The sequence below is a fragment of the Candidatus Trichorickettsia mobilis genome (genome assembly GCF_034366785.1).
GTDB lineage: Bacteria > Pseudomonadota > Alphaproteobacteria > Rickettsiales > Rickettsiaceae > Trichorickettsia > Trichorickettsia mobilis_A.
Genome location: NZ_CP112932.1, coordinates 79,241 through 105,564, shown reverse-complemented (window position 1 = coordinate 105,564; position 26,324 = coordinate 79,241). Strand labels below are relative to the sequence as shown.

At 33.7% G+C, this 26,324-nt stretch carries 23 protein-coding genes and 2 pseudogenes; 10 read left to right on the top strand and 15 right to left on the bottom strand.

All coding sequences use genetic code 11. The features are described from left to right. Positions 1 to 20: 20 nt before the first annotated feature. From Trichorick_RS00510 to Trichorick_RS00475, 8 genes and pseudogenes are all read right to left on the bottom strand, one after another. Positions 21 to 1,013: a ribonucleotide-diphosphate reductase subunit beta gene (locus Trichorick_RS00510; protein ID WP_323738323.1), complete on the bottom strand. Its 993-nt coding sequence runs from the start codon at positions 1,011 to 1,013 to the stop codon at positions 21 to 23. Positions 1,014 to 1,117: 104 nt separating this feature from the next. Then, complete coding sequence (locus Trichorick_RS00505) at positions 1,118 to 1,555, bottom strand: GNAT family N-acetyltransferase (protein WP_323738322.1); 438 nt, start codon at positions 1,553 to 1,555, stop codon at positions 1,118 to 1,120. Positions 1,556 to 1,606: 51 nt separating this feature from the next. Then, positions 1,607 to 2,026, bottom strand: a complete 420-nt coding sequence (locus Trichorick_RS00500) for a LexA family protein (protein WP_323738321.1) — start codon at positions 2,024 to 2,026, stop codon at positions 1,607 to 1,609. A 220-nt stretch (positions 2,027 to 2,246) separates the two neighbouring features. After that, entirely contained in the window at positions 2,247 to 2,666 is a 420-nt protein-coding gene (locus Trichorick_RS00495; protein ID WP_323738320.1) for a LexA family protein, read from the bottom strand. Between the two features lie 99 nt (positions 2,667 to 2,765). Further along, complete coding sequence (locus Trichorick_RS00490; RefSeq protein ID WP_323738319.1) at positions 2,766 to 4,148, bottom strand: sodium:solute symporter family protein; 1,383 nt, start codon at positions 4,146 to 4,148, stop codon at positions 2,766 to 2,768. After that, positions 4,145 to 5,389, bottom strand: a complete 1,245-nt coding sequence (locus Trichorick_RS00485) for an AmpG family muropeptide MFS transporter (protein ID WP_323738318.1) — start codon at positions 5,387 to 5,389, stop codon at positions 4,145 to 4,147. Before Trichorick_RS00485 ends, Trichorick_RS00490 begins: the two co-directional genes overlap by 4 nt. 218 nt (positions 5,390 to 5,607) lie before the next feature. Beyond that, on the bottom strand, positions 5,608 to 7,110 hold the full coding sequence (locus Trichorick_RS00480; protein WP_323738317.1) for a hypothetical protein: 1,503 nt from the start codon (positions 7,108 to 7,110) through the stop codon (positions 5,608 to 5,610). Between the two features lie 556 nt (positions 7,111 to 7,666). After that, positions 7,667 to 7,777: pseudogene (locus Trichorick_RS00475) on the bottom strand (DUF1674 domain-containing protein); the annotation flags it as partial. A 52-nt stretch (positions 7,778 to 7,829) separates the two neighbouring features. Between Trichorick_RS00475 and Trichorick_RS00470 the strand changes: the two are divergent. The 10 genes and pseudogenes from Trichorick_RS00470 to Trichorick_RS09260 form a co-directional block, all read left to right on the top strand. Further along, positions 7,830 to 8,573: a 16S rRNA (uracil(1498)-N(3))-methyltransferase gene (locus Trichorick_RS00470; RefSeq protein ID WP_323738316.1), complete on the top strand. Its 744-nt coding sequence runs from the start codon at positions 7,830 to 7,832 to the stop codon at positions 8,571 to 8,573. After that, the gene (locus Trichorick_RS00465; protein ID WP_323738315.1) at positions 8,552 to 8,878 is read left to right on the top strand and encodes a Sec-independent protein translocase subunit TatA/TatB; all 327 of its coding nucleotides are present in this window, start codon (positions 8,552 to 8,554) and stop codon (positions 8,876 to 8,878) included. The genes Trichorick_RS00470 and Trichorick_RS00465 overlap by 22 nt, the downstream gene beginning before the upstream one ends. 861 nt (positions 8,879 to 9,739) lie before the next feature. Beyond that, a complete protein-coding gene (locus Trichorick_RS00460) occupies positions 9,740 to 11,311 on the top strand; it encodes a phage major capsid protein (protein WP_323738314.1) in 1,572 nt (523 codons plus the stop codon). Between the two features lie 24 nt (positions 11,312 to 11,335). Continuing rightward, entirely contained in the window at positions 11,336 to 11,872 is a 537-nt protein-coding gene (locus Trichorick_RS00455) for a head-tail connector protein (RefSeq protein WP_323738313.1), read from the top strand. 1 nt (position 11,873) lies between these two features. Then, the gene (locus Trichorick_RS00450) at positions 11,874 to 12,209 is read left to right on the top strand and encodes a head-tail adaptor protein (RefSeq protein WP_323738312.1); all 336 of its coding nucleotides are present in this window, start codon (positions 11,874 to 11,876) and stop codon (positions 12,207 to 12,209) included. 139 nt (positions 12,210 to 12,348) lie between these two features. Next, a complete protein-coding gene (locus Trichorick_RS00445; RefSeq protein WP_323738311.1) occupies positions 12,349 to 12,762 on the top strand; it encodes a hypothetical protein in 414 nt (137 codons plus the stop codon). Beyond that, positions 12,759 to 13,352, top strand: a complete 594-nt coding sequence (locus Trichorick_RS00440) for a phage distal tail protein, Rcc01695 family (RefSeq protein WP_323738310.1) — start codon at positions 12,759 to 12,761, stop codon at positions 13,350 to 13,352. The genes Trichorick_RS00445 and Trichorick_RS00440 overlap by 4 nt, the downstream gene beginning before the upstream one ends. Continuing rightward, positions 13,349 to 14,140 (top strand): DUF2163 domain-containing protein, encoded by a 792-nt coding sequence (locus Trichorick_RS00435; protein WP_323738309.1) that lies wholly within the window; start codon positions 13,349 to 13,351, stop codon positions 14,138 to 14,140. The genes Trichorick_RS00440 and Trichorick_RS00435 overlap by 4 nt, the downstream gene beginning before the upstream one ends. Continuing rightward, positions 14,133 to 14,294, top strand: coding sequence for a hypothetical protein (locus Trichorick_RS00430; protein WP_323738308.1), 162 nt, complete (start codon positions 14,133 to 14,135; stop codon positions 14,292 to 14,294). Before Trichorick_RS00435 ends, Trichorick_RS00430 begins: the two co-directional genes overlap by 8 nt. Beyond that, positions 14,281 to 14,589: pseudogene (locus Trichorick_RS09260) on the top strand (DUF2335 domain-containing protein); the annotation flags it as partial. The gene Trichorick_RS00430 and the pseudogene Trichorick_RS09260, both read left to right, overlap by 14 nt. A gap of 387 nt (positions 14,590 to 14,976) precedes the next feature. Here the strand turns inward: Trichorick_RS09260 and Trichorick_RS00420 are convergent. The 7 genes from Trichorick_RS00420 to Trichorick_RS00390 form a co-directional block, all read right to left on the bottom strand. After that, positions 14,977 to 16,092: a class I SAM-dependent methyltransferase gene (locus Trichorick_RS00420; protein ID WP_323738306.1), complete on the bottom strand. Its 1,116-nt coding sequence runs from the start codon at positions 16,090 to 16,092 to the stop codon at positions 14,977 to 14,979. Between the two features lie 12 nt (positions 16,093 to 16,104). Further along, positions 16,105 to 16,875 carry a prolipoprotein diacylglyceryl transferase gene (gene lgt / locus Trichorick_RS00415; protein WP_323738897.1) on the bottom strand — a complete coding sequence of 257 codons (771 nt, stop codon included), beginning with the start codon at positions 16,873 to 16,875 and terminating at the stop codon, positions 16,105 to 16,107. Positions 16,876 to 17,263: 388 nt separating this feature from the next. Beyond that, a complete protein-coding gene (hemA, locus tag Trichorick_RS00410) occupies positions 17,264 to 18,481 on the bottom strand; it encodes a 5-aminolevulinate synthase (RefSeq protein ID WP_323738305.1) in 1,218 nt (405 codons plus the stop codon). 64 nt (positions 18,482 to 18,545) lie between these two features. Further along, the gene (mutL, locus tag Trichorick_RS00405) at positions 18,546 to 20,360 is read right to left on the bottom strand and encodes a DNA mismatch repair endonuclease MutL (RefSeq protein ID WP_323738304.1); all 1,815 of its coding nucleotides are present in this window, start codon (positions 20,358 to 20,360) and stop codon (positions 18,546 to 18,548) included. Positions 20,361 to 20,633: 273 nt separating this feature from the next. Then, positions 20,634 to 23,276: a DNA topoisomerase (ATP-hydrolyzing) subunit A gene (gene gyrA / locus Trichorick_RS00400; RefSeq protein WP_410250272.1), complete on the bottom strand. Its 2,643-nt coding sequence runs from the start codon at positions 23,274 to 23,276 to the stop codon at positions 20,634 to 20,636. Positions 23,277 to 23,558: 282 nt separating this feature from the next. After that, a complete protein-coding gene (locus Trichorick_RS00395; protein WP_323738302.1) occupies positions 23,559 to 23,846 on the bottom strand; it encodes a hypothetical protein in 288 nt (95 codons plus the stop codon). A gap of 54 nt (positions 23,847 to 23,900) precedes the next feature. Further along, entirely contained in the window at positions 23,901 to 26,309 is a 2,409-nt protein-coding gene (locus Trichorick_RS00390) for a hypothetical protein (RefSeq protein WP_323738301.1), read from the bottom strand. Between the last annotated feature and the right edge of the window lie 15 nt (positions 26,310 to 26,324).

Here is a 26,324-nt window from a genome sequence, read left to right as displayed (position 1 = left end):
ATAATATTTTAATTAAATATTCATAGTAGTTTTTGCTGCTTATCCTCATCCATCTCCATAAACACTTCTTCCCAAGAACCGGTTGTTGCTGCTTTAGTATATTCAGTAACTCGGTTTTCAAAAAAATTAGTATGTTCAACTCCATTTAGCATTTCATCTATCCATGGTAAAGGATTATTATCCACCAGGTATATTTCTTTTAGCCCTAATTGCATCAACCGGCGATCAGCAATATAACGTATATATTGCCTGACCTCACGAGCAGTTAAACCTTGAACACCACCGACTTCAAATGCAAGTTCAATAAAAGCGTCCTCAAAATGTACGATAGTAGCACAAGCTTCATATAAACGACTGCGTAAACTTTCTGTCCATACTTCTGGGTTTTCACGGACGAAAGTTTTGAATAATAGTATAATTGAATTAGTATGTAGCGTTTCATCACGTACTGACCAAGTAATAATTTGTCCCATGCCCTTCATTTTGTTAAAACGTGGGAAATTCAATAATATAGCAAAAGAAGCGAATAATTGTAAACCCTCAGTAAAGGCACCAAATACCGCTAAGGTTGTAGCAATATCATGTTTGGTCTCTACTCCAAAACGCTGCATATAATCGTATTTATCTTTCATTTCTTTGTATTTCATGAATGCCTGGTATTCTATCTCTGGCATTCCGACTGTATCAAGTAAATGAGAATAAGCAGCAATATGAATGGTTTCCATATTAGAGAATGCCGAGAGCATCATTAACACTTCTGTAGGCTTGAATACTCTGGAATAGTGTTTCATATAACAGTTATTTACTTCAATATCTGCTTGTGTAAAGAAGCGGAATATCTGAGTAAGCAAATGTTTTTCTCCAGGGCTTAAATTATATTTCCAATCCTTAACATCGTCAGCTAGCGGCACTTCCTCAGGCAACCAATGAATTTTTTGTTGAACATGCCACGCCTCATAGGCCCATGGATAAGAAAACGGCTTATAGATCGGACGAGCATCAAGTAAAGACATAAATGTAAAAACTCCATAGTATTAATCATTGCGTAGGATTTTGTTTATATCTACTCTCTAAGAGCGAGCTTAGTGATTACAACAATCCAGTATAATTATGTTTTTTATGAATTTAGTATTATTTGCATATCTCTGTGCGGTATACCAGCCTCTATATACTCGTCACTACAAATACTAAATCCAAGATTTTCGTAAAATGGGATTGCGTGTGTCTGTGCTCCAAGAATTGCTATTTTTACTTTACTAGAATCTCTAATCGCTTTTATAAGATATTCCATTAATTTTTTGCCAAGCCCTTGACCTTGGTATTCCGTAAGTATAGCAACACGTTCAATTTTAGCTTTATTCTGTATATACCTTATTCTGGCAGTTCCTGATGTAACATCATTTAATCTGATAATATAGTGATCACTATCGTGATCGAGCCCATCTAGTTCTTCTTCTTCAGGAACATTTTGGCCTTCTATAAAAACTTTTCTACGAATTTTTAGACATTCTTCTATGTCTTGGCCAGGTAAGATTTTGTGAATTAATATATTCATGGATTTGTTAAAAAATAATTGAGCTTAGCAAGGTTAACTAATAGTAAAAGTTTATAGTTGTCGTACAACGCTAGTAACTACTCCACAAATATAACAATCTTCATTCATTTCAATAGAAGAAGTTGGAGTGTTTTCAGCAACCAAAAAAATACCAGTATTATCAATTTTCAATCTTCTAATAGTGAATTTGCTATTAATTACAGCAATTACAATATTATTATTATTAGGCTCCATAAATTTATCAACAATAAGTAAATCATTTTCATATATTCCGGCATCGATCATAGATTCACCAGTTACCTGCACAAAAAAGGTAGTACTAGGATTCTTAATTAAATGTTTGCTTATATCAAGTTTTATAAAATTTGGATTATCGACAACAGCTGGAGAGCCTGCTTGAATTTTCATATTAAAGAATGGTATAGGGCATGGTTCTGTAATAGCACAGAATAGAATTTTATTTATTTCCATAGGCGGGCGCATTGTTTAGATTGTTTACCTCTACCCTCTTAGAGCCTGTCAGATCAGTAGATATAAGAGGTAATTTTGCTCACTCAAAACTCGTTTCCGTTCCGAAACAAACCAAAAGACTGCTTGCGGTACTCGACTTCGTTTTTCCTAAAACTTCCTCTCTTATATCTACTGATCTGACAGGCTCTTAAGAGTAATATTTTAAAAATTGCTACAAAATCTAGAATTTTTGGATAACGCTAGTAACAACTCCCCAAATATAGGAACCTTCTTCCATTTTTATAGGTAAAAACTTGGGATTTTCTGGCATTAAAAATGCTTCGTTGTTAATTATTTTTAATCTCTTAACTGTAAACTCATTATTAACTACAGCAATTACAATCTTGTTGTTGGTAGCTTCTATTGCTCTATCAACGACAAGCAGGTCATTTTCTTTTATTCCGGCATCAATCATAGATTCACCGGTTACTTGAACAAAGAAAGTAGCATTAGGATTCTTAATCAAATGCCTATTTAAGTCAAGTCTATTGCACATATGTCCATCAGCAGGAGAGGGGGAACCAGCTTGAACTTTCATATCAAAGAATGGTATTTCACACGCATCAGTAATCAAAGCTTGTGAGATTTTGGTTACTTCCATAGGTCTTTAAAATTCAATTATATATTGAGAATATAAGCATTTAGTGTTTTAAGCAAATATTATTTATAATAGATCTTAGTAAAATATTTATTGATTTTTTTAAGTTTGATGACGCCACTTCGTATAGAGAACCGAGCATAAAAATATCAAAAGATTAACCATAGTACCAATAAATACTCCTTTTAGACTTAAATTTAGATAATTAGCAAGCCATTTTTCCCAGAATAGAAAACTGGATACTCCACAGATACTGCTAAATATCATCATTTTTTGAGATATAGTAACTCCAAACAAGGCAAAAATCAGTGGAACAATAATCATGGGGCTCCAGAATCCGACAACAAATACTACTAAATCAACAACGCTAGCAAAGTTAAGAGCGATGATTATTGCACTACTTCCAATAATTATATTGGCAATTCTAGCGATCAATAACAATTGTCCTTGATTACTGAGATTAAAGATCGGGCTTAAAAAATCTTTAACTAAAGTAATGGAAGTTATATTTAAATCAGAATCAGCAGTAGACATCACTGCTGCAAGTAAGCCGACAATAATAAATCCTTGTAAACCTATTGGCATAATTTGATCAATCAAGTATGGCAATGCTTGCTGTGGTGTTTGTTCTGGATATAAATGATAAGCGATTAGGCCATTTGTAGTTACAAATATAAGAAACAAGGCATATATGAATGATTTTATATAGATAGCTTTACTAGTTTCTTTATAGTTAGTGTTGATTAGAATTCTTTGAATAAAACTAGGATATAACTCCATCACCGCAAAACCTGCCGTTGCAGCAATTGTATCTTGTAGTAGAGTGTTTGAATTATCAAAGAAAATTTTGTTTTGTGGTAATTGTTCAATGAAATTATATATTCCTATTTTATGAATACCAATTATACTAATTACTGGTATAGCTAAAATCATCGCAAAAAATTGCAATACGTTAGTAAATACCACAGACCGCAAGCCTCCTATAGTAGTATAAATTATAACTATGCTATAACTTATGATCACCGCTTTAATATAATCAACTGCCAATATATATTGAAAAATACGCCCACTGACACTAATTTGCGCTGCAAGCAATCCAATAGACACAATCATTGCAGCAACTCCTGCAATAAATCTACCAGGCTTACCGTAATAGCTAGCCATGATATCTCCGACAGTTTCAGCTCCATGATGTTTGATAATTCTTGGAATAATGTAGATGGCAATTAAAAAATCTATAGGGATTGTTAATATTAACCCATAAGTATAAGCAGCAGAGTTTGCAAAAACTTTTTCTGAAATACCAAAAGTAGTACCGCCACCAATTGAAGAGGCAAATATAGTCGCCACTAGTATTAATTTGGAGGTATTTTTTGAGCTTTGAAGATTGGCATAATGTTTGAAATTATTTGATCGTGAACGATAATATGTCCCCATTCCAAGTATAATTAATAAATAAGCAAATACGATAATATTATCTATCATGAAGTTTTGAGCATGGTAGTTAATTTAAATGATAGTAGCAGGGAAGGGATGGTCATAATTGTAACAAAAAGAAAAAAATTCTGCCAACCAAACTCAATTACTATATATCCAGAGACTGTCGGAAAAATCGATCTTGAAAGTCCCATCATACTCGAAAAGAATGAATATTGAGTCGCTCGAAATTTACCATGACATAAAGAGGCAATAAAAGCAATGTAAGCAGCCATGGTCATCCCACCAGTTATACTTTCAAAGCCAATAACGATAAACAGTAAAATTAAATTATTGCCCAATATAGCTTGTACAATAAACAAGCTATGAGCAACAGCATGTAAAATACCAAATATTAATAAACTATTTTGAATACTATGTTTGTTCATAATATAGCTGGCCACAAGTCCACCAATTATTGCTGCACTAATACCAAAAAACTTGCCAGCACTGGCAATTTCAAATTCATTGTAACTAAGATGAATTAGAAAAGGATTAATCATAGTATTAATAAAATTATCTGGTAAACGATACAATATTAAAAAAATTATGATTAAACTCAAATAAGACCATGATCCTATGGGTTTTAAAATATCATTGATAAAACTGAAAATATTTTTATTTTTTACTGATGTTGATTTAAGGTTGGTAGGTGGTTCTTGATAATCTTTTTTATATAAGGTTATTATTAATAAACTAGATAAAAACATTATTAATATAGCAAAGATCATATAAACATGTTGCCAGCCAATTTTAGCAGACAAATATATAGCACCAGAACTTGAGAGCAACATACCTATACGATAACCAAATATATATATACCTGATGCCGCTCCTTGAGATTCTTTAGAAATGATTTCAGTTCTAAGAGCTCCAAAGACTGTATCCAGTGCTGAACTTAGTAAAGAGATAATCAATCCTATAACTCCAAATAATAATAAATTATGTTGTGGTGATAATTTGCTTAGAAACAATACAAATAATGCTAGAGTGAATTGTAGTACACAAATCCAAGATAATCGATGGCCTAATAATTTTGATAAATGGCCAAGAGTTTTAGTATCAAAAATCGGCGCCCAAATAAAATTGATAGCGTAAGGGACAGATATAAAGGCAAAGATACCAATAGCACGAATGTCAATATTTTCTTTGGCTAGCCAGTAATTTAAGGTATTACCGCTAATCATTAAGGTGAACCCGCTAGTTGCACCAAATAGCCAAATAATAAATAATTTGTCTTTAGTTAACATAGGTTTATTTACTTGATAAGACAGTTTTGCGTTACCTTACCAAGTAAATATTATAAAGTATATGCTTAATTTGAAAATTTATTTAACAAACTATATGCTGCATAGGCTCTGTCTAACTAATTTACACAATTAGTTAGACAGAGCCCGTTTTTCTTATTTTAAATTTATTATCTTACCTTATCGAGAAACAAAATTACCTAAAATTTTGTCAGAATTCTTTAGTCTATTATATCACTATCATTGCTTCCCAACGGCTTTACGTCATCGTTTATTACCTTTAGGTCATAGTCTAACTTGACTTCTTCTATATTAAGTTCATGAATATTCTGATTAATAGCGGTCTCTTCTCTAGCTGTTAAACTATTATGAGCAATGCGTATAAACCCTGTGACATCATCTAAATAATCAGCAAGTTTTTGTAGTAACCTTCCTGTTTCTTGATGCTCTTCTTTTGATGAATTTAAGTACAAAGGTGCAAACTGTTTAAAGCTTAATGCTCTATCTTCCCATAAAGAGTACGTAATACAATATTGAACATAGCGTGTAATGAAATAAGCGATAAATTCTCGTTCATACTGCGAAGGGTGATAATAATCTGATAACATGTCTTCGATCAATGGTTGTTGAACAAGCTTATGATATGATTCTACAAACTCTTGTTCTTTCTGCTCTCTTATCTGATTTGAATAAGGCTCTTGGTTATTATCAAAAAATTCTCCACAAGCCATGTGCGTAGCTTCATGTATCAGTTCTGCAAATGTATCAATAAAATCATTTGATATAACCGACTTTAAAAGTAAATTACCTTTCTTAATTAGAATACACCATTTAGTACTCGAGCCTCCTACGTTGAGGTGAGTATTTGGTATGTATTCATGTCCTGTTCCTATATATATTGATTTACTCAATCCATGGTTAATAATATCAGTAATAACCAGGTTCGTGCCATAGAATTTCGTTAAACCCCAATTTATCCGGTCAGCTAAGAGTTGATGATTTGCGGGATCAAGATTTGTATAGATATTGTCTATAACTTTCTGTATAGCAGGTTTAATATGCTCTTTATTATAAGAAATACGCGGAGCGTCAATATAGTTAAACCGCTCCCCATGTTCCAAAACTATACTTAATAATTCTGTCCTTGCTGTTTTGGAGATATTGCCATTAAGTATCATTGCTTCAAACGCTTCTTTATGTGCTTTATTATTAAAGTTACAATAGTCAAGAACTGTATAATGGTTATCATTACTTTTAACTAATGCTGTAAATGCTTTGGATAACAAGTTTATATCTCCTAAATTTAAAATATCTTCTATAGGCAATTTATTAATTATTGTAGGACACTTATATAGAGCTAAAGCTAACCCTTTAGCGATTGTTTCGTTGGTTAAATATTCTTTTATTTTTGATTTAAAGGCTGCTATGTCAAATATCTGCTCAAATAATACTTGAAAATTATCGCTCCTATGGACATTACCTAATATAGATATAAAATCATCAACATTACAATGATCAATTACTGGAGTTAATATTTGAGATGTTAATAATTGTTCCAATAATTGATATTTAGCTGCAATGTGCCCTAATGTTCTTATTCTCACGCAAGTATCTGGATGTTCTTGAATTGCATTAGCTAACTCCTCAGGGTGCTCAATTATCAGTTGCAAGACTTGTAGTCGTTCATCTATTTTGCCTGCTGTTGCTTCAGCTATATTTTTCATTTTTTTACTCTTTACATTATAATTTATATTATTGTAATTTAATTATATATTAAAATATAAATAAACAACAAGATAATTATTCATTTTATATAATTAGATAAATTATGGTTAATGTCAGGGTTTTTCAAATTGCTTTAAACGCGAATTCTGAATTAAATGTTTGGAGCTTAAGGTATTAGAGGTAAAATTTGAGAGATTTTCAGCTTGTTTTTAGTTAAAGAATAAGCAACGAGAGTAGAAATTAGATGAACAAAAAAGTACAATGGACTAGATTTTTCAATACAAATTTTTTGCTAATTCTGTTTCTTATTTTAGGTTATTTTTAAGCAGCATTTTGTAAATAATCTAGGTAGACATTCATCGGTTCACTCCTTTTAAGTTTATAATTATTATATTATAATATAATAATGCCAATTAAGATCAATATATTCCTGTATAGAAATATAAGAAAGTTTAATGGTTCTAAAATTAAAAGGGATTGATAGTTTTTAGATTATGAAATTAAAAGCTAATATTGTAGCAAGGATTCAGTTATTCAAATACAAATAAAATTTGTCTAAAAATCCGTTACCCTGCCTTTATGTTGCCAATCACCATATGTCGTTGGTTCTTGACCTTTGGCTCCATTGATTTCTTGCGGCTTTTTTTCTTTTGGCAATATTTCATCTATTGCTATATCATTGTCTTTATTCATATATTCATATTGTTATTTCCGTTATATGGCTTTTTATCATTTGCACCGAATCTATTCTAATATAATTTTAAGTGAAAATATAGTTGTAAATATCAATGATGCTCAGCATCAACATTATCTAAAAACAGTGTTGCGGTTAAAAATCAATGATCAATTTAGGATATTTAATGGCGAGGACGGTGAATATCTTGCTCAAATTTTGAGGTTATCTAAAAATAGCCTAGAAGTAAAAATATTGCACTGTTTAAGAAAACCAATAAAAGAGCCTGAATTAACTTTAGGATTATGCTTGATTAAGATTGATCGAATGTTGGAAGCCATAAACATGGCAGTACAGCTTGGTGTCACTGAGGTTGTGCCTTTATTTTCTACAAGATCACAGTTAAGGAGTATTAATCATCAACGTTTTTTAAAATGTATAATCGAAGCAACTGAGCAGTCAGAGCGTATCTCGGTACCATCTTTAAGACCGTTAATCTCTTTAAGTGATTATATAGCACAAGCGAGTGAGATGATAATTTATGCCAATGAAAAAGAAAATTCTGCAAATACGGTGAAGTTCATTAAGCACTGGTTCGATAGAATATCGGTGATTATTGGTCCGGAAGGTGGCTTTATCGAAGCAGAATTAAAAATGCTGATAGCAGTGCCAGGTAGCATCTCAATAAGTTTAGGTAATAATGTATTGCGTACGGAAACTGCAGTAGCAACAGCCATTGCTCAAGTCCAATTAATGAGAGAAAAATTATGTCACTTGGAGAATTATTAGTAATCGCGCTTGTAGCTTTGTTTGTGCTTAAACCTGAGGATATACCAGTTATTTTAAGTAAAGTAAAACAGTTCAAGCTATTTTGTAGCAATTTAAAAAATCAAGCAATATCCTATATTGACCCGCAAAATAAAAAAGAAAGTCAACAGCTTGCTGCTAATATTGAAGAAATAAATTTTTACTTAGGAAAGATACTTGCTCTTCAAGAAAATTATCAGGGAGAATATTCCTTAGAGCAAGTAAAATCTAAATATCAGGAACTTGTCCAGAAGGAATTGAACAAACAAAAGGAATTAGACAAATAAACAACAGCTCAGCTCTCTAAGCTAGAATAACGTTCAAGATATGTCGTAATTTACCAAAATTTTATACAAAGAACTTTACCGTTGGTAAGCGTTCATGAATTTAGAGAAATCGTCATGTGCTGTGCTCCTATGGGTGTTGTTGCATGGATATTAGAAGCTTTGCAAATAAAGCCCTCTAAGGCGTCACGGTAAGTCATCCCGAACTTGTTTCGGGATCTTATGAAGTTCTGATGAGATCCCGAAACAAGTTCGGGATGACTTTGCGTGTTTTCGGGATGACATTGTATGTTTGGGATGACATCGTCCGTTCGGGGGATGACGCTAAACTAGGTCGGGATGACACTAGATTTTAGGTGCTCGGGATCTGATATATCTACCTTAGCAACATTTTTCATAAGGATATATCAGATTGCAAGCGAACTTTAGTGAGCAAAACAATCCAGCTAATGCTAAATCGTTCTACAGCTATTTCTGGATTGTCGCACTTCGTCCTACAGCTTCGTTCGCAATGACGTTCGCGTACAACAGTTTAAACATTTTATCCATAAGTTATTGATCAGTAAAAACGACATCCTGGCCTGATAATTCGGTTATTACTTCTTCTAACAATATTATAAATATCTCTTAATATTTGTTCGAAACTTTTCATATTTTACCTAATATTTTGTTATATCTTTGTTTTTATTATTAATGACATATTATTAAATCAAAAACAATAATAAAATTATATAAAAATATAAAATATATTTTTTGAGCTAGCGCACTTAGTGCTAGCTCAACCATCATGTATACTGCGTATAAATGAAGAGTGAAAAATTGCAGTGCGTAGCGTAGCAGTAGTCATGCTGAAACGAGTTCAGCATGACAAACATTTTTCCAATTTTTCATTTATTCACAGTATATATTATAGTCATGTATTTAATTATAGGTAGCTATGTGCAGATGATTTCTCAAAAATTCATTATAAAATCAGTAACAGATAACAATATAACTATTGCAGGTTATGCCAGCGTCTATAACGTTGTGGATCAGCAGAATGATATGGTGATTAAAGGAGCCTTCGCAAATACAGATAACCAAGTGGTAAAATTTTTATGGCAACATAATATTATTAAACCTATCGGAGTGATTAAAGCTTTACATGAAGATAATTACGGCCTGCAGATAGAAGCTATCATTAACAGCAATATTCAATCTGGTCGTGAAGCTATTGAATTAGTACAACAAGGTTCAGTAGATGGTCTTAGTATCGGCTTTAATCTGCAATCAGCATATTACAATCATTTAGGGCAACGAGTTATTGAAAAAGCCGAATTACTAGAAATAAGTATTGTTACTTTCCCGGCTAATGCTCATGCCAAAATCTATAATATTAATAATGCCAATCAACAGGAACATATGAATACAGAAGCAATAAGTAGTGAAAATACAGAACAAATAACCAAACAAATCAAAATATTAGAGGATAGAATTAATAATATTCAAACTGTATTAGCGCGCCCAGAACTAGGAAACGACAATAATAATATTGAATATAAAGCAGCTTTTGGTGATTATCTTCGTAAAGGTCGTATGGATGTATTAATTCAAAAATCTTTAAGTAGCGCGGCAGGTGAGGGCGATGTGTTATTAGTCCCCACATTATATCACAAAATTATCAGTGAGATGAAAGCACGTTCGCCAATGAGGCAGCTAGCATCAGTAGAAACTATCTCTACTAATGCACTCGATGTAGTCATTGAAGATGGTAAATTTACTAGTGGCTGGATTGGTGATGCTGAGCGACGCGAAGACACCGAAACCCCAAAATTAAAACAAAAAAGAATATTAGTGCACGAGCTTTATGCTCAACCAAAAGCTACTCAAGTGTTAATTGATGATTCCGCTATTCAGATTGAGGATTGGTTAGTAGAACATTTGAGAGATAGTTTTATTAAAGTAGAAAATGCTGCTTTTATTAATGGCAGTGGCGAAAAACAGCCGAAAGGCATTTTACATGAAGATCATCAAATCAAAACCATAAATGTTGGAGATTTTAAGCTACAGGATTTGTTACTCAATCTGATTAACGATCTAGATGAAGAATATTTAACTAATGCAAGTTTTTTGATGAATAGAACAACTTTATCAACAATTCAACAGCTTAAAGATGAGAATGGTAGATTTATCTGGCAGCAAACTTTTACTGAATCATTATCGCATACTATTTTTGGCATACCGGTAGTTTGTTGTGCGGAGATGCCGTCGATTGAAGAAGGTAAACGTGCAATAGCTTTTGGAGATTTTAGCTCAGCTTATAAGATTGTAGATCGTAGCGGCGTTAATATTATGCGCGATCAATATACAGAAAAACCTTTTATAAAGTTCTATACAGTAAAAAGAGTGGGCGGCGATATAGTAAATCCCGAGGCACTGAGATTTGCTAAATTTTAGAGCTAATTATTATAGTGTAATTTTATGTTGATCCAAAATAGCTTTAAAATTATTGAACTACTACCGCAGGAATTGTGGCAATTAAGTGAGGTCAAAAATTATCTAAGAATATCAGATGATTACGATGATAATTTAATAACTAACTTGATTGATACTGCGATCTCGTCAGCTGAGAATTTTATCGGTTTGAGTTTAGTTAATAGACGTATAGAATTTCGTGCTAAGTTGCAGAAACAACAGCAATTTGTTCTAAAATATCAACCGATACGCACAATAACGGAGATATTTACCGAGAAAGACGAAAATAAAACGGTACTTAACAATGAACAATATTATTTTGATACTACTCATAGCAGTTTGCATTTATTGCAACCTATAAATACGACAACTTTAGTGGTGCACTATATTTCTGGATTTAGCAGCAATAATACCCCATCCACCATTAAGTATGGAATTTTATTGCATGTCGCAGAAATGTATGATCGTGAAGCAGCGCTTGAAAATTCCTTTTCAAGCGCTGTTAGAAATTTATATTTACCATACAGACAACTAAAGATTTAAAATGACTCAATACTTATCCAGCAAGAATCTTAAACATCAGGTTAAGTTCTTGGAAAATGTTGCATTGCATGAAATAGAATTTGAAGACTGGCAAGAAAAATTGGTTGCCTATGCTGATATTCAGCCGGCATGTGATAATAGGTTGAATATATTGGAACAATTTAGTTTTGATCATGTGATGACTGAAGCGTTGTTTTTGTTTAGGCTACGTTTTATCGCTGGCATTACCATAAAACTGCGTATTAACTTTAATAGTAGGTTATTTGAAATAAAAAGGATAATAAACTTGAACGAGCGAAATAGGTGGTTACAAATAATTGCTTTGGAGATTTTGTAGAGACACTGGATTGCTTTATGCTTTAGCCTTCGTAATGATCAGCTAGTTCTTCTCATTTACCAGTGGTTGCAAGGAGCTTTAGCTTTGATGCAATCCTGTATTAATAAAAAATATGAATATAAGTTAAACAGCAATAAATATGTCGCTCAATTTTTTACATGATTTTCAGCTTAAATTGTACAACGTACTTAACAGTGAACAAGAGATTAAACAGCTAATTGATAAAATTTACCTATCTGTAGTACAAGATGCCAAATATCCTTTTTTGTTAATCAATATAATACGTGCAAGTAATTTATCAAAATTTGGTCATGAAATATATGAAATTGGATTTGAAATTTGTGTATTTGTTCGTGATAAAAATCAGGAAAATTTAACTATACTCGCTAGTTTAATTAATAAAAAATTAAATTCAATCAATCTTAACGCTGTAGGATACATTATTGCCGGGATACGTTCAGGTATAATTAACTTTGAACGTAGTCAGGATCTCCTTACCACTAAGTTAATTATGAATTACCAAGCACTAATTAAACAAGAGTTTGATCTATGAATTTTCATGATGTCAGGTTACCAAAGTTTGTTGAGGTTTTTGCATTAGGGCAACCAGAATTTGCCACCTCGGTGATTACTACTATTTCTGGGCGTGAGGTTAGAAACTTAGACCGAGAAGCCGCGCAGCAAAAATATTTGCTTAAAAATTGTCGATTGAGTCAAGGACAATTTGAGCAATTTAACAGTTTCTTTAGAGCTAGGCGTGGACAGAGCTTTTCGTTTCGTTTGAGAGATCATGCTGATTGTCAGGTGACCAAACAGTTTATTGCTACCGGCGATGGGAAGAGCACTAAGTTTCCATTGATTAAATTATATGATGATTCAGTGCTGCCATATTGGCGTAAAATTACCAAACCAGTAAAAGATAGTGTAAATATTTATATAGAAAATCAATTGGTTGAAGCTATAATTGATGATAATAATGGCATCATCACCATCCATGAAGTTTTAGCCACTGGTTTAGTATTAATGGCAGATTTTATTTTTGATGTGTGCGTGCGTTTTGGTAGTGATAGTTTCACTTATAATTATGCAGCTGATAATTCTATTGAATTAGCCGAAATAGAACTTTATGAAGTAATAGCATGAGGGATTTGCCAGAACAGATACAACAGAAAATTACCGCCGGTGAAAATTTTGTCTATTGCTTTGAAATTACTTTGACAACCGGTCAAAATTTATACTTAACTTCGGCTAGTACAGCGATTAATCTACAAAATCAAATTTTTTTACCTAATTCAGGAATAACAGTGATTAGTGGAGAATTTAATGATTCTGCTCATAATAATATTATTCTTGATGGCATATTTGAAGTTAACGGCATTATTTCAACAATGGATTTAACTAGTGCTGCAGTGAAAATAATTTTATATTTTTCTGGATATTCTTATCATTGGCTTACTTATTACTGTAATTTATATACAAAATTTGATTTAGGTTTTCGCCTTTATCTTGAACCAGAAACTAAAAAATTTGAGCAATCATTGTTGCAAAAATTCAGTAAAACTTGTCGAACTAATTTTGGTGACAAGAGATGTAAAGTTAATAAACAACTATATAGCCACTGTTATAGTATATCAGAAGTTACTGATAACATTTTGATAATCGCTGATTTAAATCAAGAGAATGGTTATTTCGATTATGGCGAGTTGATATTTAAAGAAACACAATTTACTGCAAAAATCTTAAAGCAGCTTGATAATATTATTACTCTTGATCAAGCCATACCTGATGCTTTAAAAGATATTAAGAAGGTGATGCTAATTGCCGGCTGTGATAAAAAATTTATAACTTGTTGCAATAAATTTAATAATGCAGTAAATTTCAGAGGAGAACCTTGGATTCCAGAAAATAATTTTTTGAGCGTAAATGAATAAATATTTTATAACTGGCTTTATAGGTGTATTTCAGAACTTATTTACTGAAATCGCCAAGAAAAATCAAAAACCATCACTTCATTATTTTGCTCAAGTGGAGCAAGATTTAAGTAGTGCATTTGAAAAATTAAGACAAAAATATGAAAGAAATTAAAACTTTTTTTGCTAGTGGCAATCGACTGAATAAAGGTTATAGTAGGTTATCTAATCCACGAGAAATGGATAATAGCTTCTATCGCAAAAAATTTGAGCATATTCTACCGCCGTTAGATGTCATGAGTGAATATGAGGCTATGAATCCAGGTACACTAGCACGTTTAATTGATATGGCTGAGAAAGAACAGCATCATCGACATGCTCTAGATTTTGCTACGCTTGAAAATAGTCAGCGTTCTATAAAAAGAGGACAGTGCTTTGCAATGGCACTGGGAATTTTTCTAGCTATCACTACTCTCTTATTATCAATATACTGTAGTAGCTGGGCAGTAGTAGCTTTTGCTGTTTTAGCATTCTTACCTATGTCTTTAACTTCTATTATGTCCTCTATAAGAAGTTGTAAGAATAAGTCTTATAATCGGACTAAGGACGGAGATAATACTTCTAATGCTTCTAGTCATACTCATACAAAGAGATTTTAAATTCTGACATTGTGCACTATTTTTTTAATGTTGTTAATGTCATCCTGAACATGCAGAAGTCATTCCGAACTTGTTTCGGGATATTATGAGGTCTTGATGAGATCCCGAAACAAGTTCGGGATGACTTTTTTCGTATTCGGAATGACTTTTGTGTGTAGTATCGGGATGACTTCTGTGTGTTCGAGATTAACTAGCTTATCACCGATTCGAACTAGCGTTAGTTACCTCATTTGTGTCTAGTGATGATAAAGCTAACACTTTAAATAAATTTCCCATTTGTGATGGTGCAATAAGACGTTGTACTTGCTTATCTATAATATGTTTTTCGTCTATAGCCAAATTGTTACGTAAGCGGTCAGCCCTCTCGAGAATACCGTATTTGATTAAAAATTCTGCTTGCGAAATACATCCATCTATTGTCAGTTCGTGTGCAAAAGCTGTATTTTTTAAAGCATTGAAGTCGACATGAGCTGACAAATCAGCTTCACCTAAACTTTCAAGCAGCGGATGATATTGATGCTTTTTTATAGCTTGTAGAGTACTATTATAATGCGATCTATTCCTCTGTGGCAATTTAATATCGTAACCATAATCAATGATTAGTGAAGCACCACTATGTTTTTTGAAATGATCTCCGATAAATCTAATAATCGCCAATGATTCTGGAGATTCTTCAATAACAGCACCATCATGAGCATTAATATGATCCTGTGCTAATTGTGATTGTAATTCTTTGTGCATGGATATTTTGTCAAATTTGATCTTACCGTCATGAGGGTCAACAATAAGTATTATCTCATACCAATCTTCTTTTAGCTTAATATATTGTTTTATTGGTAAGGCATCAAAAAACTCATTGGCGATGATCAGGGTAGGGGAGTCTTCGATTTCATATATTGTCGGTAACCACTTGATATTTATATCAAATTTTGATAAATTCTCTTTTTGCAGTTTAATAAAATTCTGATTAATCTCTACCAGTTGAATGTTTACATTATTGTAGAATTCTGGAATTAACCGTACTGTCCTCAATAAATCACGCATCAGTAAACCACGCCCAGGTCCAAGCTCCACTATGCTAATATTTGTTGGGCATTTTAACTTATACCATTGCTCAACACACCATATACCAATGATTTCGCCAAATATTTGGGATACCTCTGGGGCGGTAATGAAATCTCCGCTTTCACCGAGTATTGCCTGTTGCTGATAGTAAGAACCAGGATTAGCGGCTAATACATGATGCATCATTTGCTCAACGGTAATATAACCGTTTCGTTGGATAAGGTCTCTGATTGTGGAATCAATTGGCATTAATTTTGTATATTAGCGTTTTATTAATAAATAACATCCTAAAAATAACATCGGTAAGGATAAAATCTGTCCCATGGTTATGTAATTCAAAATAAAACCAATTTGAAAATCAGGCTCACGAAAATTTTCAATAATTATTCGAAAAATAGAATATAAAATTAAAAATATTGCGGAGGTTTTACCAGAACTACTAAGAGTACGATAACGAAAAACGCTAAACAATATAATTATGAATAATACCAAGCCTTCTAATAAAGCTTCATATATCTGGCTAGGATGACGTGGACGCAGATCGCTATTTGGAAAAATTACTGCCCACGCAACATCAGTAATTCTGCCATATAATTCTGCATTGATAAAATTAGCAATTCTACCTAAAAATAATCCAATAGGTGCAACTATAGCTAGTATATCGGTAAATTTCAAAAAATGTAGTTTATATTTTTTACAGAAAATATATCCAGCTGTGATTATCCCGGTAATGCCACCGTGAAATGACATTCCTCCTTCATAAGTTTTGAGAATATCAATAGGATGAGTAAGAAATTTAACAGGATCATATAATAAGACATAACCTAGCCTTCCACCTATTATAATACCTATGATCGCCCAGCTAATAAAATCTTCAAGATTTTTATGAGTAATATTTAAAGAAAATTTAGTTACAATTCTTTTTGATAAATTTAAACCTATTAATATCCCGGTTACATAAGATAGTGAGTACCATGAAATTGCCAAAGGTCCTACAGCGACAATTACCGGATTAATGTCAGGGAATGCTATCATTTACTTCTTATATTCCATCATGAATCTTAGTGAATGTTGTAATTACTTGTCATTGCGAGCGCCTAGGCGCGTGGCAATCCAGTATTAAGCCCTTTGTGTGTGATAGTTCTGGTTCTGTAAGCATATAGGTAAAAGCTTACAACGTTTGAGCCCAAACTTCTTTTGGTTACTGCCAACTTTTTCATTTACTCGCAGTATATCTCCACTTAGCAACAATTTTTGTGAGGATATATCAGTTCGATATGACACCGGCAAGTGAAATACGAAGGTCAAAATTGAAGAAGTGCTAGGAGTTCTGAAGTCGAGAAACGGAGCGTACATCTAGTACGCGAGCATCGCAGATTCTTCAAGAACGACAACGCAATTCTCAATTTTCACCGAGTATTTAGGCGGCTTGCTTTTGATATTCTATATCTAGTGCATTAAAAACTGCAATTAAAGCATCGGTTAATTCCTGAATCATTTTATCAGTATGATTTGGAGTTGGAATAATTCTGAGGCGTTCAGTTCCTCTTGGTACAGTTGGAAAATTTACATGCTGTACATAAATTCCGTAATTTTTTAACAACATTTCAGAAGCTTGTCTGGTTTTGATTGGATCTCCGATAATTATCGGGATAATATGACTATCATTCTTAAAGTAATTAATTTTAGCATTTTTAAACATATTTTTTACTTTTGCTATCACCATTTGATGAGTTTTTCTCTCAATATCAGAGTTTCTCAAATGTCTGATACTAGCCAATGCTGCACGAGCAATAATAGGGGGCAGGGAGGTGGTAAAGATAAAACCTGGAGCAGTTAACCTGATTGCGTCTATTATAGTGTGATTTGCTGCAATATAACCACCAATAGCACCATACGCTTTTGCTAAAGTTCCTTGAATAATATCAATTTCTGTGGCATATCCCTGCATATCGGCAAATCCCGCACCACCATTACCATATAAACCAACAGTATGTACTTCATCAATGAAAGTTAAAGCATTATATTTTTTTGCTAATCGACAAATTTCTGCTATAGGCGAGAATAGTCCATCCATTGAATAAGCTGATTCAAAAACAATTATTTTAGGTTTATTAATATCAACTTTTTGCAATAACTCTTCTAGATGCAAAGTATCTACATGTCTATAGATATATTTATCAGCTCTAGAATTACAAATACCTGCAATAATTGAAGCATGATTTGCTTCATCAGAAAAAAACGTAAGACCAGGAATAATTTTACTTAAACTACTTAAAGTAGTATCATTAGCAACATAACCTGAAGTAAATACCAAAGCTGATTCTTTACCATGTAATTCTGCCAATTCATTTTCCAATTCAACAATAGTATCATTATTACCACCAATATTTCTGGTGCCGCCCGAACCAACACCATATTTTGATAATGCTGTTGCTGCCGAATCTAAAACATCCTGATGTTGGCTCATACCAAGATAATCATTAATACACCACACCACAATTTCATCGTTGTTGACATGATTAAGAGCCTTAGGAAAATTACCGGCCAGCCTATTTAATGCTATAAATTCTCGATACCTGCCTTCTTGTTGAATTTGATTAACGTGAGTAATAAAAATATTATTGTAATTAGGCATTACGTCTCTTTATCTGCAATAAAATGGATAGTTTTACATATTATGTGTATCATGGTCAAGAAAATTACCTTCTGCCAAAGAGCTTTTCAATATCTTTAAGTTTTAGTTCAATATAAGTAGGGCGTCCGTGGTTACACTGACCTGAAAATGGTGTTTTTTCCATTTGTCTTAGTAATTCATTCATTTCAGTGATTGATAATTTTCTACCGGCTCTGATTGCATAATGACAAGCATAAGTTTCAGTGATATGTTCTATTAATTCAGTTAAATTTGATTGCGTACCAGTTTCGTTAATGTGCTCTGCCAGATCAAAGATTAGTTTCTTAATATCAATATCTCCAACCAGGCTTGGAATTTCTGAAACAATAATTGAACGCTCGCCGAATTTTTCAACTGTCAACCCCAGTTCTGCTAAAGTTTCTTGATGAGCAAAAAACTGCTCTGCAAGTATTTCACTGGCTAACTCTACTATTTCAGGAATTAACAACCTTTGTTTTATTAGACCATTATTATTTAATGATTGTTTAATCCTTTCATACCCTAGACGTTCATCCGCAGCATGCTGGTCTACTATAATTATACTATTTTGAGTTTGAGCAATGATATAAGTGTCATGCAACTGAGTTTTGGCAGCTCCTAGAGGATAATCTATATTATCATTATTGCTTTCAGCTTCTGTTGATACAAGTGCTTGAGGGGAGGTAGTCAGTAACTTACTTTGTAATAACTGTGTTGGTGCATTCATATTGCGATAAATGCTATCGTAATCAAAAACATGATAATTCCTGGGATTTTGTTGACGTACTACCTTTTTATCAGGTAGTGGTGTGGTAAATAGGTCAATTGCTGCATCAGCGATTGTTGTGGATGTTTGATTACTGACAGTAAACAAAGCATCGCGAATAGCGTTTACTAATAAACTACGTACTAAATTAGGATCTTGGAACCTTACTTCGCTTTTGGCAGGATGCACATTGACATCGACAAATTGCGGATCAATTTGCATAAAAATTACTACTATCGGATGACGATCTCTGGCAAGATAATCTTGGTAAGCTATGCGTAAAGCAGTATTTAAGATTTTATCTTTTATTGGTCGGTTATTTACAAATAAAAACTGTTCGCTTGCAGTTGCTTTATTATTGGTTGGGATGCTAGTATAACCAGTAATGGCTAATATATCGTGCTGTAAATTTATCATAGCGGCATTTTCGATAAAAGCCTCACTCATAATCTCGGTGATTCTTTGCTTTGATGCTTGTTCTTGAACATTATGTTGAGCTTGCTTCACCTTAATGATATTTTTGCCATTATTGCTTAGGTTAAAAGCAATATTCGGATGAGCTAGCGCGATCTTTTTAACGCAATCAACGCAAGCAGCAAGCTCTGCGTTATCACTCTTTAGAAATTTTAACCTAGCAGGAGTAGCAAAGAACAGATCCCGCACTTCAATTTTAGTGCCTCTATTATGAGTAGTTGGCTTCACAGGCGTTGGATTGCCACCAATTAGTTGTATTTGAAAAGCTTTATCACTTTCTTTGGTTTTAGAAGTAATTAGTAGCTTGCTTATTGCAGCAATTGACGGCAATGCTTCACCTCTAAAACCAAAGCTATTAATATTCAATAAATCGGTTTCATCAAGTTTGGAAGTAGTGTGCCTTTGTATAGCTATCTCAAGTTCCTCCGGCGACATCCCTAAACCGTCATCGGCAATTATTATTAGATTTTTGCCTGCTTGTTCTAAAATAATATCTATTTTACTAGCACCTGCATCAATGGCATTTTCTACTAATTCCTTGATTACCGAAGCTGGACGTTCAATAACTTCTCCCGCTGCAATTTTATTAATAGTACTTTCTGAAAGAAATTTGATTTTCATGTAAATCTGTTTATGTTTTTTAAAATATATCCGATGTCATTCTTGTGCAGTCAGGAATCTAGCTTTCTCTACTTAAATTTTAAGCTGAATAAAAATCTACTAAATTTTCTAGATCCCAGCTTTAGCACGGGATGGCATCATTAAAATATTTTATTACTATAGAGGCAGTTGCAGCCGTCTAAGTTGAGGGAGCTTCGCTCAGTCGTAGAACGAGAGTTTTAGCAGTTTAATTGGCAACTCGCGTTAATTCAAACTGAAGAAGTAGATCTAATTTTATACTTCACCATTATTTATATCAGTATCTTCTGTTTCTGCAGAATCTACGATGAGAGAAGCTGAAGATACTTTCTCACCAGCTTCCATCTTAAATAAAATAACTCCACTAGTGCTACGTCCGGTAACACGTACAGATTCAAGCTTGCATCTAATTAATTTACCATTATTAGTAATCAGCATTAATTCGTCCGTAACTCCAGCAGGCATTACAGCAACTACATTACCGGTTTTATCAGATAAATCCATGTTCACTATACCACTACCACCACGATCGGTAATGCGATATTCATATGCGGAAGTTCTTTTACCAAAACCATTTTCAGCCACTGTCAAAATCAGTTCTTCAAGCATAGCCATATTTATAATTTGTTCCTTGCTTAAATTAACATCGAATTGTTGTGGATCAAAATCGGCGCCAGCAGCTATTGCAAGCCTATTCTCGATAGGAATAGATAGATAAGCTTGTCGTTCATCCATAGTACAGGATATGCCTTTCAATACGGTCATAGAAATCACTTGGTCATTCGCTGCCAATCTCATACCATGTACTCCGTCCGAAGTGCGGCTCTTGAATACACGTACGGAATTGACCGGGAAACGAATGGCTTTACCACATTTAGTTGCCAGTAAAATATGTTCATCTTCTTTACATACTTTAACACTTACCAACGTGTCGTCCTGATCTAAACGAATAGCGATTTTTCCGTTAGCTTGAATACGTTTGAAATCAGAAAGATCATTACGTCTAACGTTACCTTTACTAGTTACAAACATTATATTTAAATTATCAAGCTCATTTTCATTTTCAGGTAATGGCATGATATTGGTAATAGTTTCTCCAGTTTGTAGTGGTAGAATATTGATAATTGGGCGACCTTTACTTTGAGGATTACCCAGAGGTAATTTATAAAGTTTTAAACTATATACTTGACCGATATTGGAAAAAAATAACATTGGAGTATGAGTGCTGCCAACAAAAATCTGGGTCGTGATATCTTCATCCTTCATTGATAGTCCGGATCTTCCCTTACCACCACGATTTTGAGCTCTATAAGTAGCCAGTGGTACACGTTTGATATAGCCACTATGGGTTACGGTGACTACCATATCCTCACGTTGAATTAATTCTTCCATATCAGTATCAAAATTACCTTCTTCGATACTGGTTAGGCGAGGTGTAGTAAACTCATTCTTAATTAATATCAGTTCGTCTTTTAATATGCCGAGCAACTTGGGTCTTGAGCTTAAAATTTCGAGATAATCAGCAATTTCTTGTGCTAGCTCAGTTAAGTCTTGTTCTAATTTATTTTTCTCCATTGCGGTTAAGCGCTGTAATCTCATCTCTAGAATGGCTTTTGCTTGTGCTTCAGTAAAATGACAAGTGTTAGCAGTAGTAAATTCAGCTTTATCGTCTACTAATTTTATTAAATCAATAATATCAGCTATATCCCACGCTCTTTGCATCAGCTGTTCTTTCGCTTGCAGAGGATCGCTAGCAGCTCTAATAATTCTAATTACTTCATCGATATTATTAACTGCTATTCTAAGTCCAAGCAAAATATGAGCTTTATCACGTGCTTTATTTAGTAAATATATAGTTCTTCTGGTGATTACTGTTTCACGAAAATTAACAAAGCTACTAATAATATCTTTTAGATTCATAACCTTTGGTAGGCCATTATCAAGAGCAAGCATAATTACGCCAAAACTAGTTTGTAGTTGAGTGTAAGAATATAGCTGACTTCGCACTACTTCTGTTACTGCATCTCTCTTAATTTCAATTACTACTCGAACACCGGCCTTGTTTGATTCATCGCGGAGATCACTAATTCCTTCAATACGTTTATCACGCACAAGTTCAGCAATTTTTTCTACTAATTTGGATTTATTAACCATATATGGGATTTCGGTAATAATTATCGCTTGTCTATTACCTTGTTCTTCAATTTCAGTACGGCCACGAATTAAGATACTGCCTCTACCGGTAAGATAGGCAGATTTGATGCCGTTGGTGCCAAGAATGATACCGCCGGTAGGAAAGTCCGGACCTTTAATCGCCGATAATAATTCCAATATATCAATATCATTATTATCTACATATAAACAGCAAGCATCAATGACTTCGCCTAGATTATGCGGAGGAATGTTAGTAGCCATTCCAACAGCAATGCCACCGCCGCCATTGACCAAAAGATTGGGAAACATTGAGGGTAATACAGATGGCTCACTCTCAGAACCGTCATAGTTTGGTATAAAATCAACAGTGTTTTTATCGATATCTGCAAGCAGATTATGAGAGATTTTAGCTAATCGTGACTCAGTATACCTCATAGCTGCAGCAGAGTCGCCGTCCATTGAGCCAAAATTTCCTTGCCCATCTATTAATGGTACTCTCAGAGAAAAATCTTGTGCCATGCGCACTAAAGAATCATAAACGGCACCATCACCGTGAGGATGGTATTTACCGATTACGTCACCGACGATTCTTGCTGATTTCCGGTGCGCTTTAGTAGCAATAAAACCTGCTTCATGCATAGCGTATAAAATGCGGCGATGCACAGGCTTTAGCCCATCTCGTACGTCAGGTATTGCTCTACTTACAATTACGCTCATTGCATAATCCAAGTAAGAACGTTTCATTTCTTCTTCAAGACTTACTGGTGCAAAGTTGTTATGATCTGTATTATCCACAAAATTTATTCTGTTTTGTTACTCTAAGATCCAACAGACTAGCTTAAAGTAGTGTGTTTTTCAAGTATGATATATTTTAAATGCTACTTTAAAAACATTAGCAGAAAAATGAGAGTGTTCAATGAACCATATGCGTCAAGTTTGGATAAGTTGATAATTGATTGTCGTATAAAATCAATTAAGCTGAGCTTCTACAACTGTCGAAAGTTGATGTAAACCGCATACAAGTGGTTATTCAGAGCGAGCAATAGGCAAGCGTAGGAATCCAAAATCAATCCACCAAAGGTAAAATAAAAGGCTGGATTGCCACGGAGCTACAGCTCCTCGCAATGACATTCCTAAAAGCTTTCCATCAACTTTCGACAGTTGTGGCTGAGCCTCTCTCCTCGTCATTGCGAGACCATTTATGGTCGAAGCAATCCAGGATTGACGCATTTTCTGGATTGCTTCGATCACTAACGCGGTCTCGCAATGACGTTCGTGTCGTCCTTTTTCCTTAACTTGATGTGTATGGTTCATTGAACGCTCTCGAAAAATTGAGCTCATAACAAATAAGATCATTCATAATCAGTGTTAGGACCAATAATCACTATCATAATCAGTTAAACCAATTAAAGGATAATCTGCAAAAACTTCGTCTAATGCTGTACCAAGATATTCATTAAATTTTTCGATGAGCAATTCAATTTCGTTCGACTGTTCATCGTTTTTTGCAATAGAAAGTTCACACATCTTTTGAAAATCAAGTAACAATCGGTGAACTTTTTTTGAAGGTAAGTAGCAGCCATCATTAATAAAATTTATGGATCTTACTAAAGATACATCTGCTGCGATGAATCCTATAATATCATTTATACCTTCACCATTTAGTGCGCTAAATAGTTCATTATTTACCAAGTTCATGTAATGAGTTGTTATTCCTTGGCCTTCTGGATCGTTCGCTACTTGATCTAAATATTGTTTCCAAGCTGTAATTAGTATGAGACCTCCATTGTGGGTAATTTTACAATTTTGCAGGTTAAGATTAATTAGTTTGGTATTAGGTTTAAGCAAAGCTGTAGCTAAAGCTTGTGCGCCGTCATCACCTATTGGATTATATGATAAACTAAGCGTGGTCAGCTTCGAGCTAGGTAAGGCTGTAGCTAGAACTTGCGCACCACCATCATCCACAAAATCGATAGCTAAATTAGTAATTTCAGTTTCTGGTAGGATACTAGCTAGCTGTTGTATATGAGCGGAAGTTATCTTTTTACTATCAGTTATAATCAGTTTAGTAATTCTTGTTTGTGGCAAAACTTCACAAAGCTTGTTTATATTCAGAGGATCCATGGCACGTATTATAAGTGTTGAGACTTTTGGGTAAATCATTAAGTTTTCTATTATAGAGAATTCATTTAAGAGTACATCTTTACTGAAATATGGATATAATAAGAGGGTTTCAGTATTTGATTGTGGTGTAGTATTTATTGCAACTTGACCTGTTATTTCTTTAATTCTAACAGGAGAGTAGTATTCTATATTGATTTCCAGATTTGCAGCGGCAACAGCATTACATAAATTTGCCTTGACTAAGTTAGTTATCTTATTATTTTCTATAACAATGTGTGTGAGTTTTGGTTTTGCAACGTTATAGTTTAAAGCCCTAACTAAAGCTTGTGCGCCGTCATCACCTATCTTATTATCATTTACGCGTAACACCTCAATATTAGAAGAAAGCAAGGTACCAGCTATAGCTTCTAAACCTAAGTCACCGATTTCATTACAATTGAGGTCGATTTCTGTGATTTTGATGTTGGGGTTAGGAAGAATCTCTGCTAGCACTTGAGCTGCATTAGGACCTATTTTATTACCATGCAGTATCAGACTAGTTATTAATGAGTAAGGAAGTGCAGAAAATAACGCTATTGCGCCATCATCGCCTACTTTGTTTGTTCTCAATGAAAGTTCAGTTAATTTAGATTCTGGTAGAACTGCTGCTAATTCTTTAGCTCCTAAATCACCAATTGCATTTTTATTTAAACTAAGTATCTTTAACGAAGTCTTAGGTAAGACGGCGGCTAGTTTTATCACTCCTTCATCTGTTATGCCGGGCATACTGTGTACCATGTATGCACTGCTTTTGCCACCGTCTCCAATATTGCCATCTATCCGCAGCTCAGTAAGAGATGTTTCAGGATTTTGTGCCAATGCTGAAGCTATTGCTTCTATACCTACGTTACTTACTTCATTACCATTTATATTAAGCTTAGTAAGTTTTGTTTTTGGATTAGCTAAAGTACTAGCCAAGGCTTGGGCAATGCTATCACCAAACTTAATTTCAATTATTCCAGTTAATTCTAATGCGCAGACTTTCTCAGGGATCCAGAATTTGCTATCCCTATGTAAATCGAGTTCAGTTAAATTGGAGTTAGGCAAAGCTCTAGCTAGTGATTCGACGCCTGTACCCGTAATACGGTTTTCACTAAGGTCTAGTGTGGTAAGCTTTGTTTCTGGGTTAGTTAAAGCTTCAGCTAGTGCTTCTACACCATTATCATCTATTTTATTATAGTGTAGTTTAAGGTTAACAATTTTAGTATTAGGCAATGAATTAAATAAGTTTGTTGCACCTTCGTTATCTATTTCATTACCGCTTAAGCAGAGTTCGGTGATTTTGGTGTTAGGTAGAGCTGTAGCAAGAGCGCGCACGGTGTCTGCACTAAGCTTACCATCCTTTTCGCCCTCTGCATTTATTCTTTTATTTGCTCTTAAATAAAGCGTAGTAATATTAGTTTCCGGTAGTCCTTGCGCTAGTTTTTCTATACACTCATGATTTAAACAATTAGCACTTAAATCAAGCTTTGTCACACTATTAGCATTTTTTAAAATATCCATTAACTGTTCTATATAAACTGCATCGCTAATATTGTAACCTGCTAAATTTACTTCTTCTGTTATTTCTTTAGTAATAATTAATTGTTCTATTATTCCTAAATCTTTAAACATATTAACCTCTATTAT

What these genes read in the sequence shown, in the direction of transcription:
- Trichorick_RS00510 (WP_323738323.1), bottom strand. Translation starts at nt 1,013, where the DNA reads ATGTCTTTACTTGATGCTCGTCCGATCTATAAGCCGTTTTCTTATCCA.
- Trichorick_RS00505 (WP_323738322.1), bottom strand. Translation starts at nt 1,555, where the DNA reads ATGAATATATTAATTCACAAAATCTTACCTGGCCAAGACATAGAAGAA.
- Trichorick_RS00500 (WP_323738321.1), bottom strand. Translation starts at nt 2,026, where the DNA reads ATGGAAATAAATAAAATTCTATTCTGTGCTATTACAGAACCATGCCCT.
- Trichorick_RS00495 (WP_323738320.1), bottom strand. Translation starts at nt 2,666, where the DNA reads ATGGAAGTAACCAAAATCTCACAAGCTTTGATTACTGATGCGTGTGAA.
- Trichorick_RS00490 (WP_323738319.1), bottom strand. Translation starts at nt 4,148, where the DNA reads ATGATAGATAATATTATCGTATTTGCTTATTTATTAATTATACTTGGA.
- Trichorick_RS00485 (WP_323738318.1), bottom strand. Translation starts at nt 5,389, where the DNA reads ATGTTAACTAAAGACAAATTATTTATTATTTGGCTATTTGGTGCAACT.
- Trichorick_RS00480 (WP_323738317.1), bottom strand. Translation starts at nt 7,110, where the DNA reads ATGAAAAATATAGCTGAAGCAACAGCAGGCAAAATAGATGAACGACTA.
- Trichorick_RS00470 (WP_323738316.1), top strand. Translation starts at nt 7,830, where the DNA reads ATGGCTTTTTATCATTTGCACCGAATCTATTCTAATATAATTTTAAGT.
- Trichorick_RS00465 (WP_323738315.1), top strand. Translation starts at nt 8,552, where the DNA reads ATGTCACTTGGAGAATTATTAGTAATCGCGCTTGTAGCTTTGTTTGTG.
- Trichorick_RS00460 (WP_323738314.1), top strand. Translation starts at nt 9,740, where the DNA reads ATGACAAACATTTTTCCAATTTTTCATTTATTCACAGTATATATTATA.
- Trichorick_RS00455 (WP_323738313.1), top strand. Translation starts at nt 11,336, where the DNA reads ATGTTGATCCAAAATAGCTTTAAAATTATTGAACTACTACCGCAGGAA.
- Trichorick_RS00450 (WP_323738312.1), top strand. Translation starts at nt 11,874, where the DNA reads ATGACTCAATACTTATCCAGCAAGAATCTTAAACATCAGGTTAAGTTC.
- Trichorick_RS00445 (WP_323738311.1), top strand. Translation starts at nt 12,349, where the DNA reads ATGTCGCTCAATTTTTTACATGATTTTCAGCTTAAATTGTACAACGTA.
- Trichorick_RS00440 (WP_323738310.1), top strand. Translation starts at nt 12,759, where the DNA reads ATGAATTTTCATGATGTCAGGTTACCAAAGTTTGTTGAGGTTTTTGCA.
- Trichorick_RS00435 (WP_323738309.1), top strand. Translation starts at nt 13,349, where the DNA reads ATGAGGGATTTGCCAGAACAGATACAACAGAAAATTACCGCCGGTGAA.
- Trichorick_RS00430 (WP_323738308.1), top strand. Translation starts at nt 14,133, where the DNA reads ATGAATAAATATTTTATAACTGGCTTTATAGGTGTATTTCAGAACTTA.
- Trichorick_RS00420 (WP_323738306.1), bottom strand. Translation starts at nt 16,092, where the DNA reads ATGCCAATTGATTCCACAATCAGAGACCTTATCCAACGAAACGGTTAT.
- hemA (WP_323738305.1), bottom strand. Translation starts at nt 18,481, where the DNA reads ATGCCTAATTACAATAATATTTTTATTACTCACGTTAATCAAATTCAA.
- mutL (WP_323738304.1), bottom strand. Translation starts at nt 20,360, where the DNA reads ATGAAAATCAAATTTCTTTCAGAAAGTACTATTAATAAAATTGCAGCG.
- gyrA (WP_410250272.1), bottom strand. Translation starts at nt 23,276, where the DNA reads ATGAAACGTTCTTACTTGGATTATGCAATGAGCGTAATTGTAAGTAGA.
- Trichorick_RS00395 (WP_323738302.1), bottom strand. Translation starts at nt 23,846, where the DNA reads ATGAACCATACACATCAAGTTAAGGAAAAAGGACGACACGAACGTCAT.
- Trichorick_RS00390 (WP_323738301.1), bottom strand. Translation starts at nt 26,309, where the DNA reads ATGTTTAAAGATTTAGGAATAATAGAACAATTAATTATTACTAAAGAA.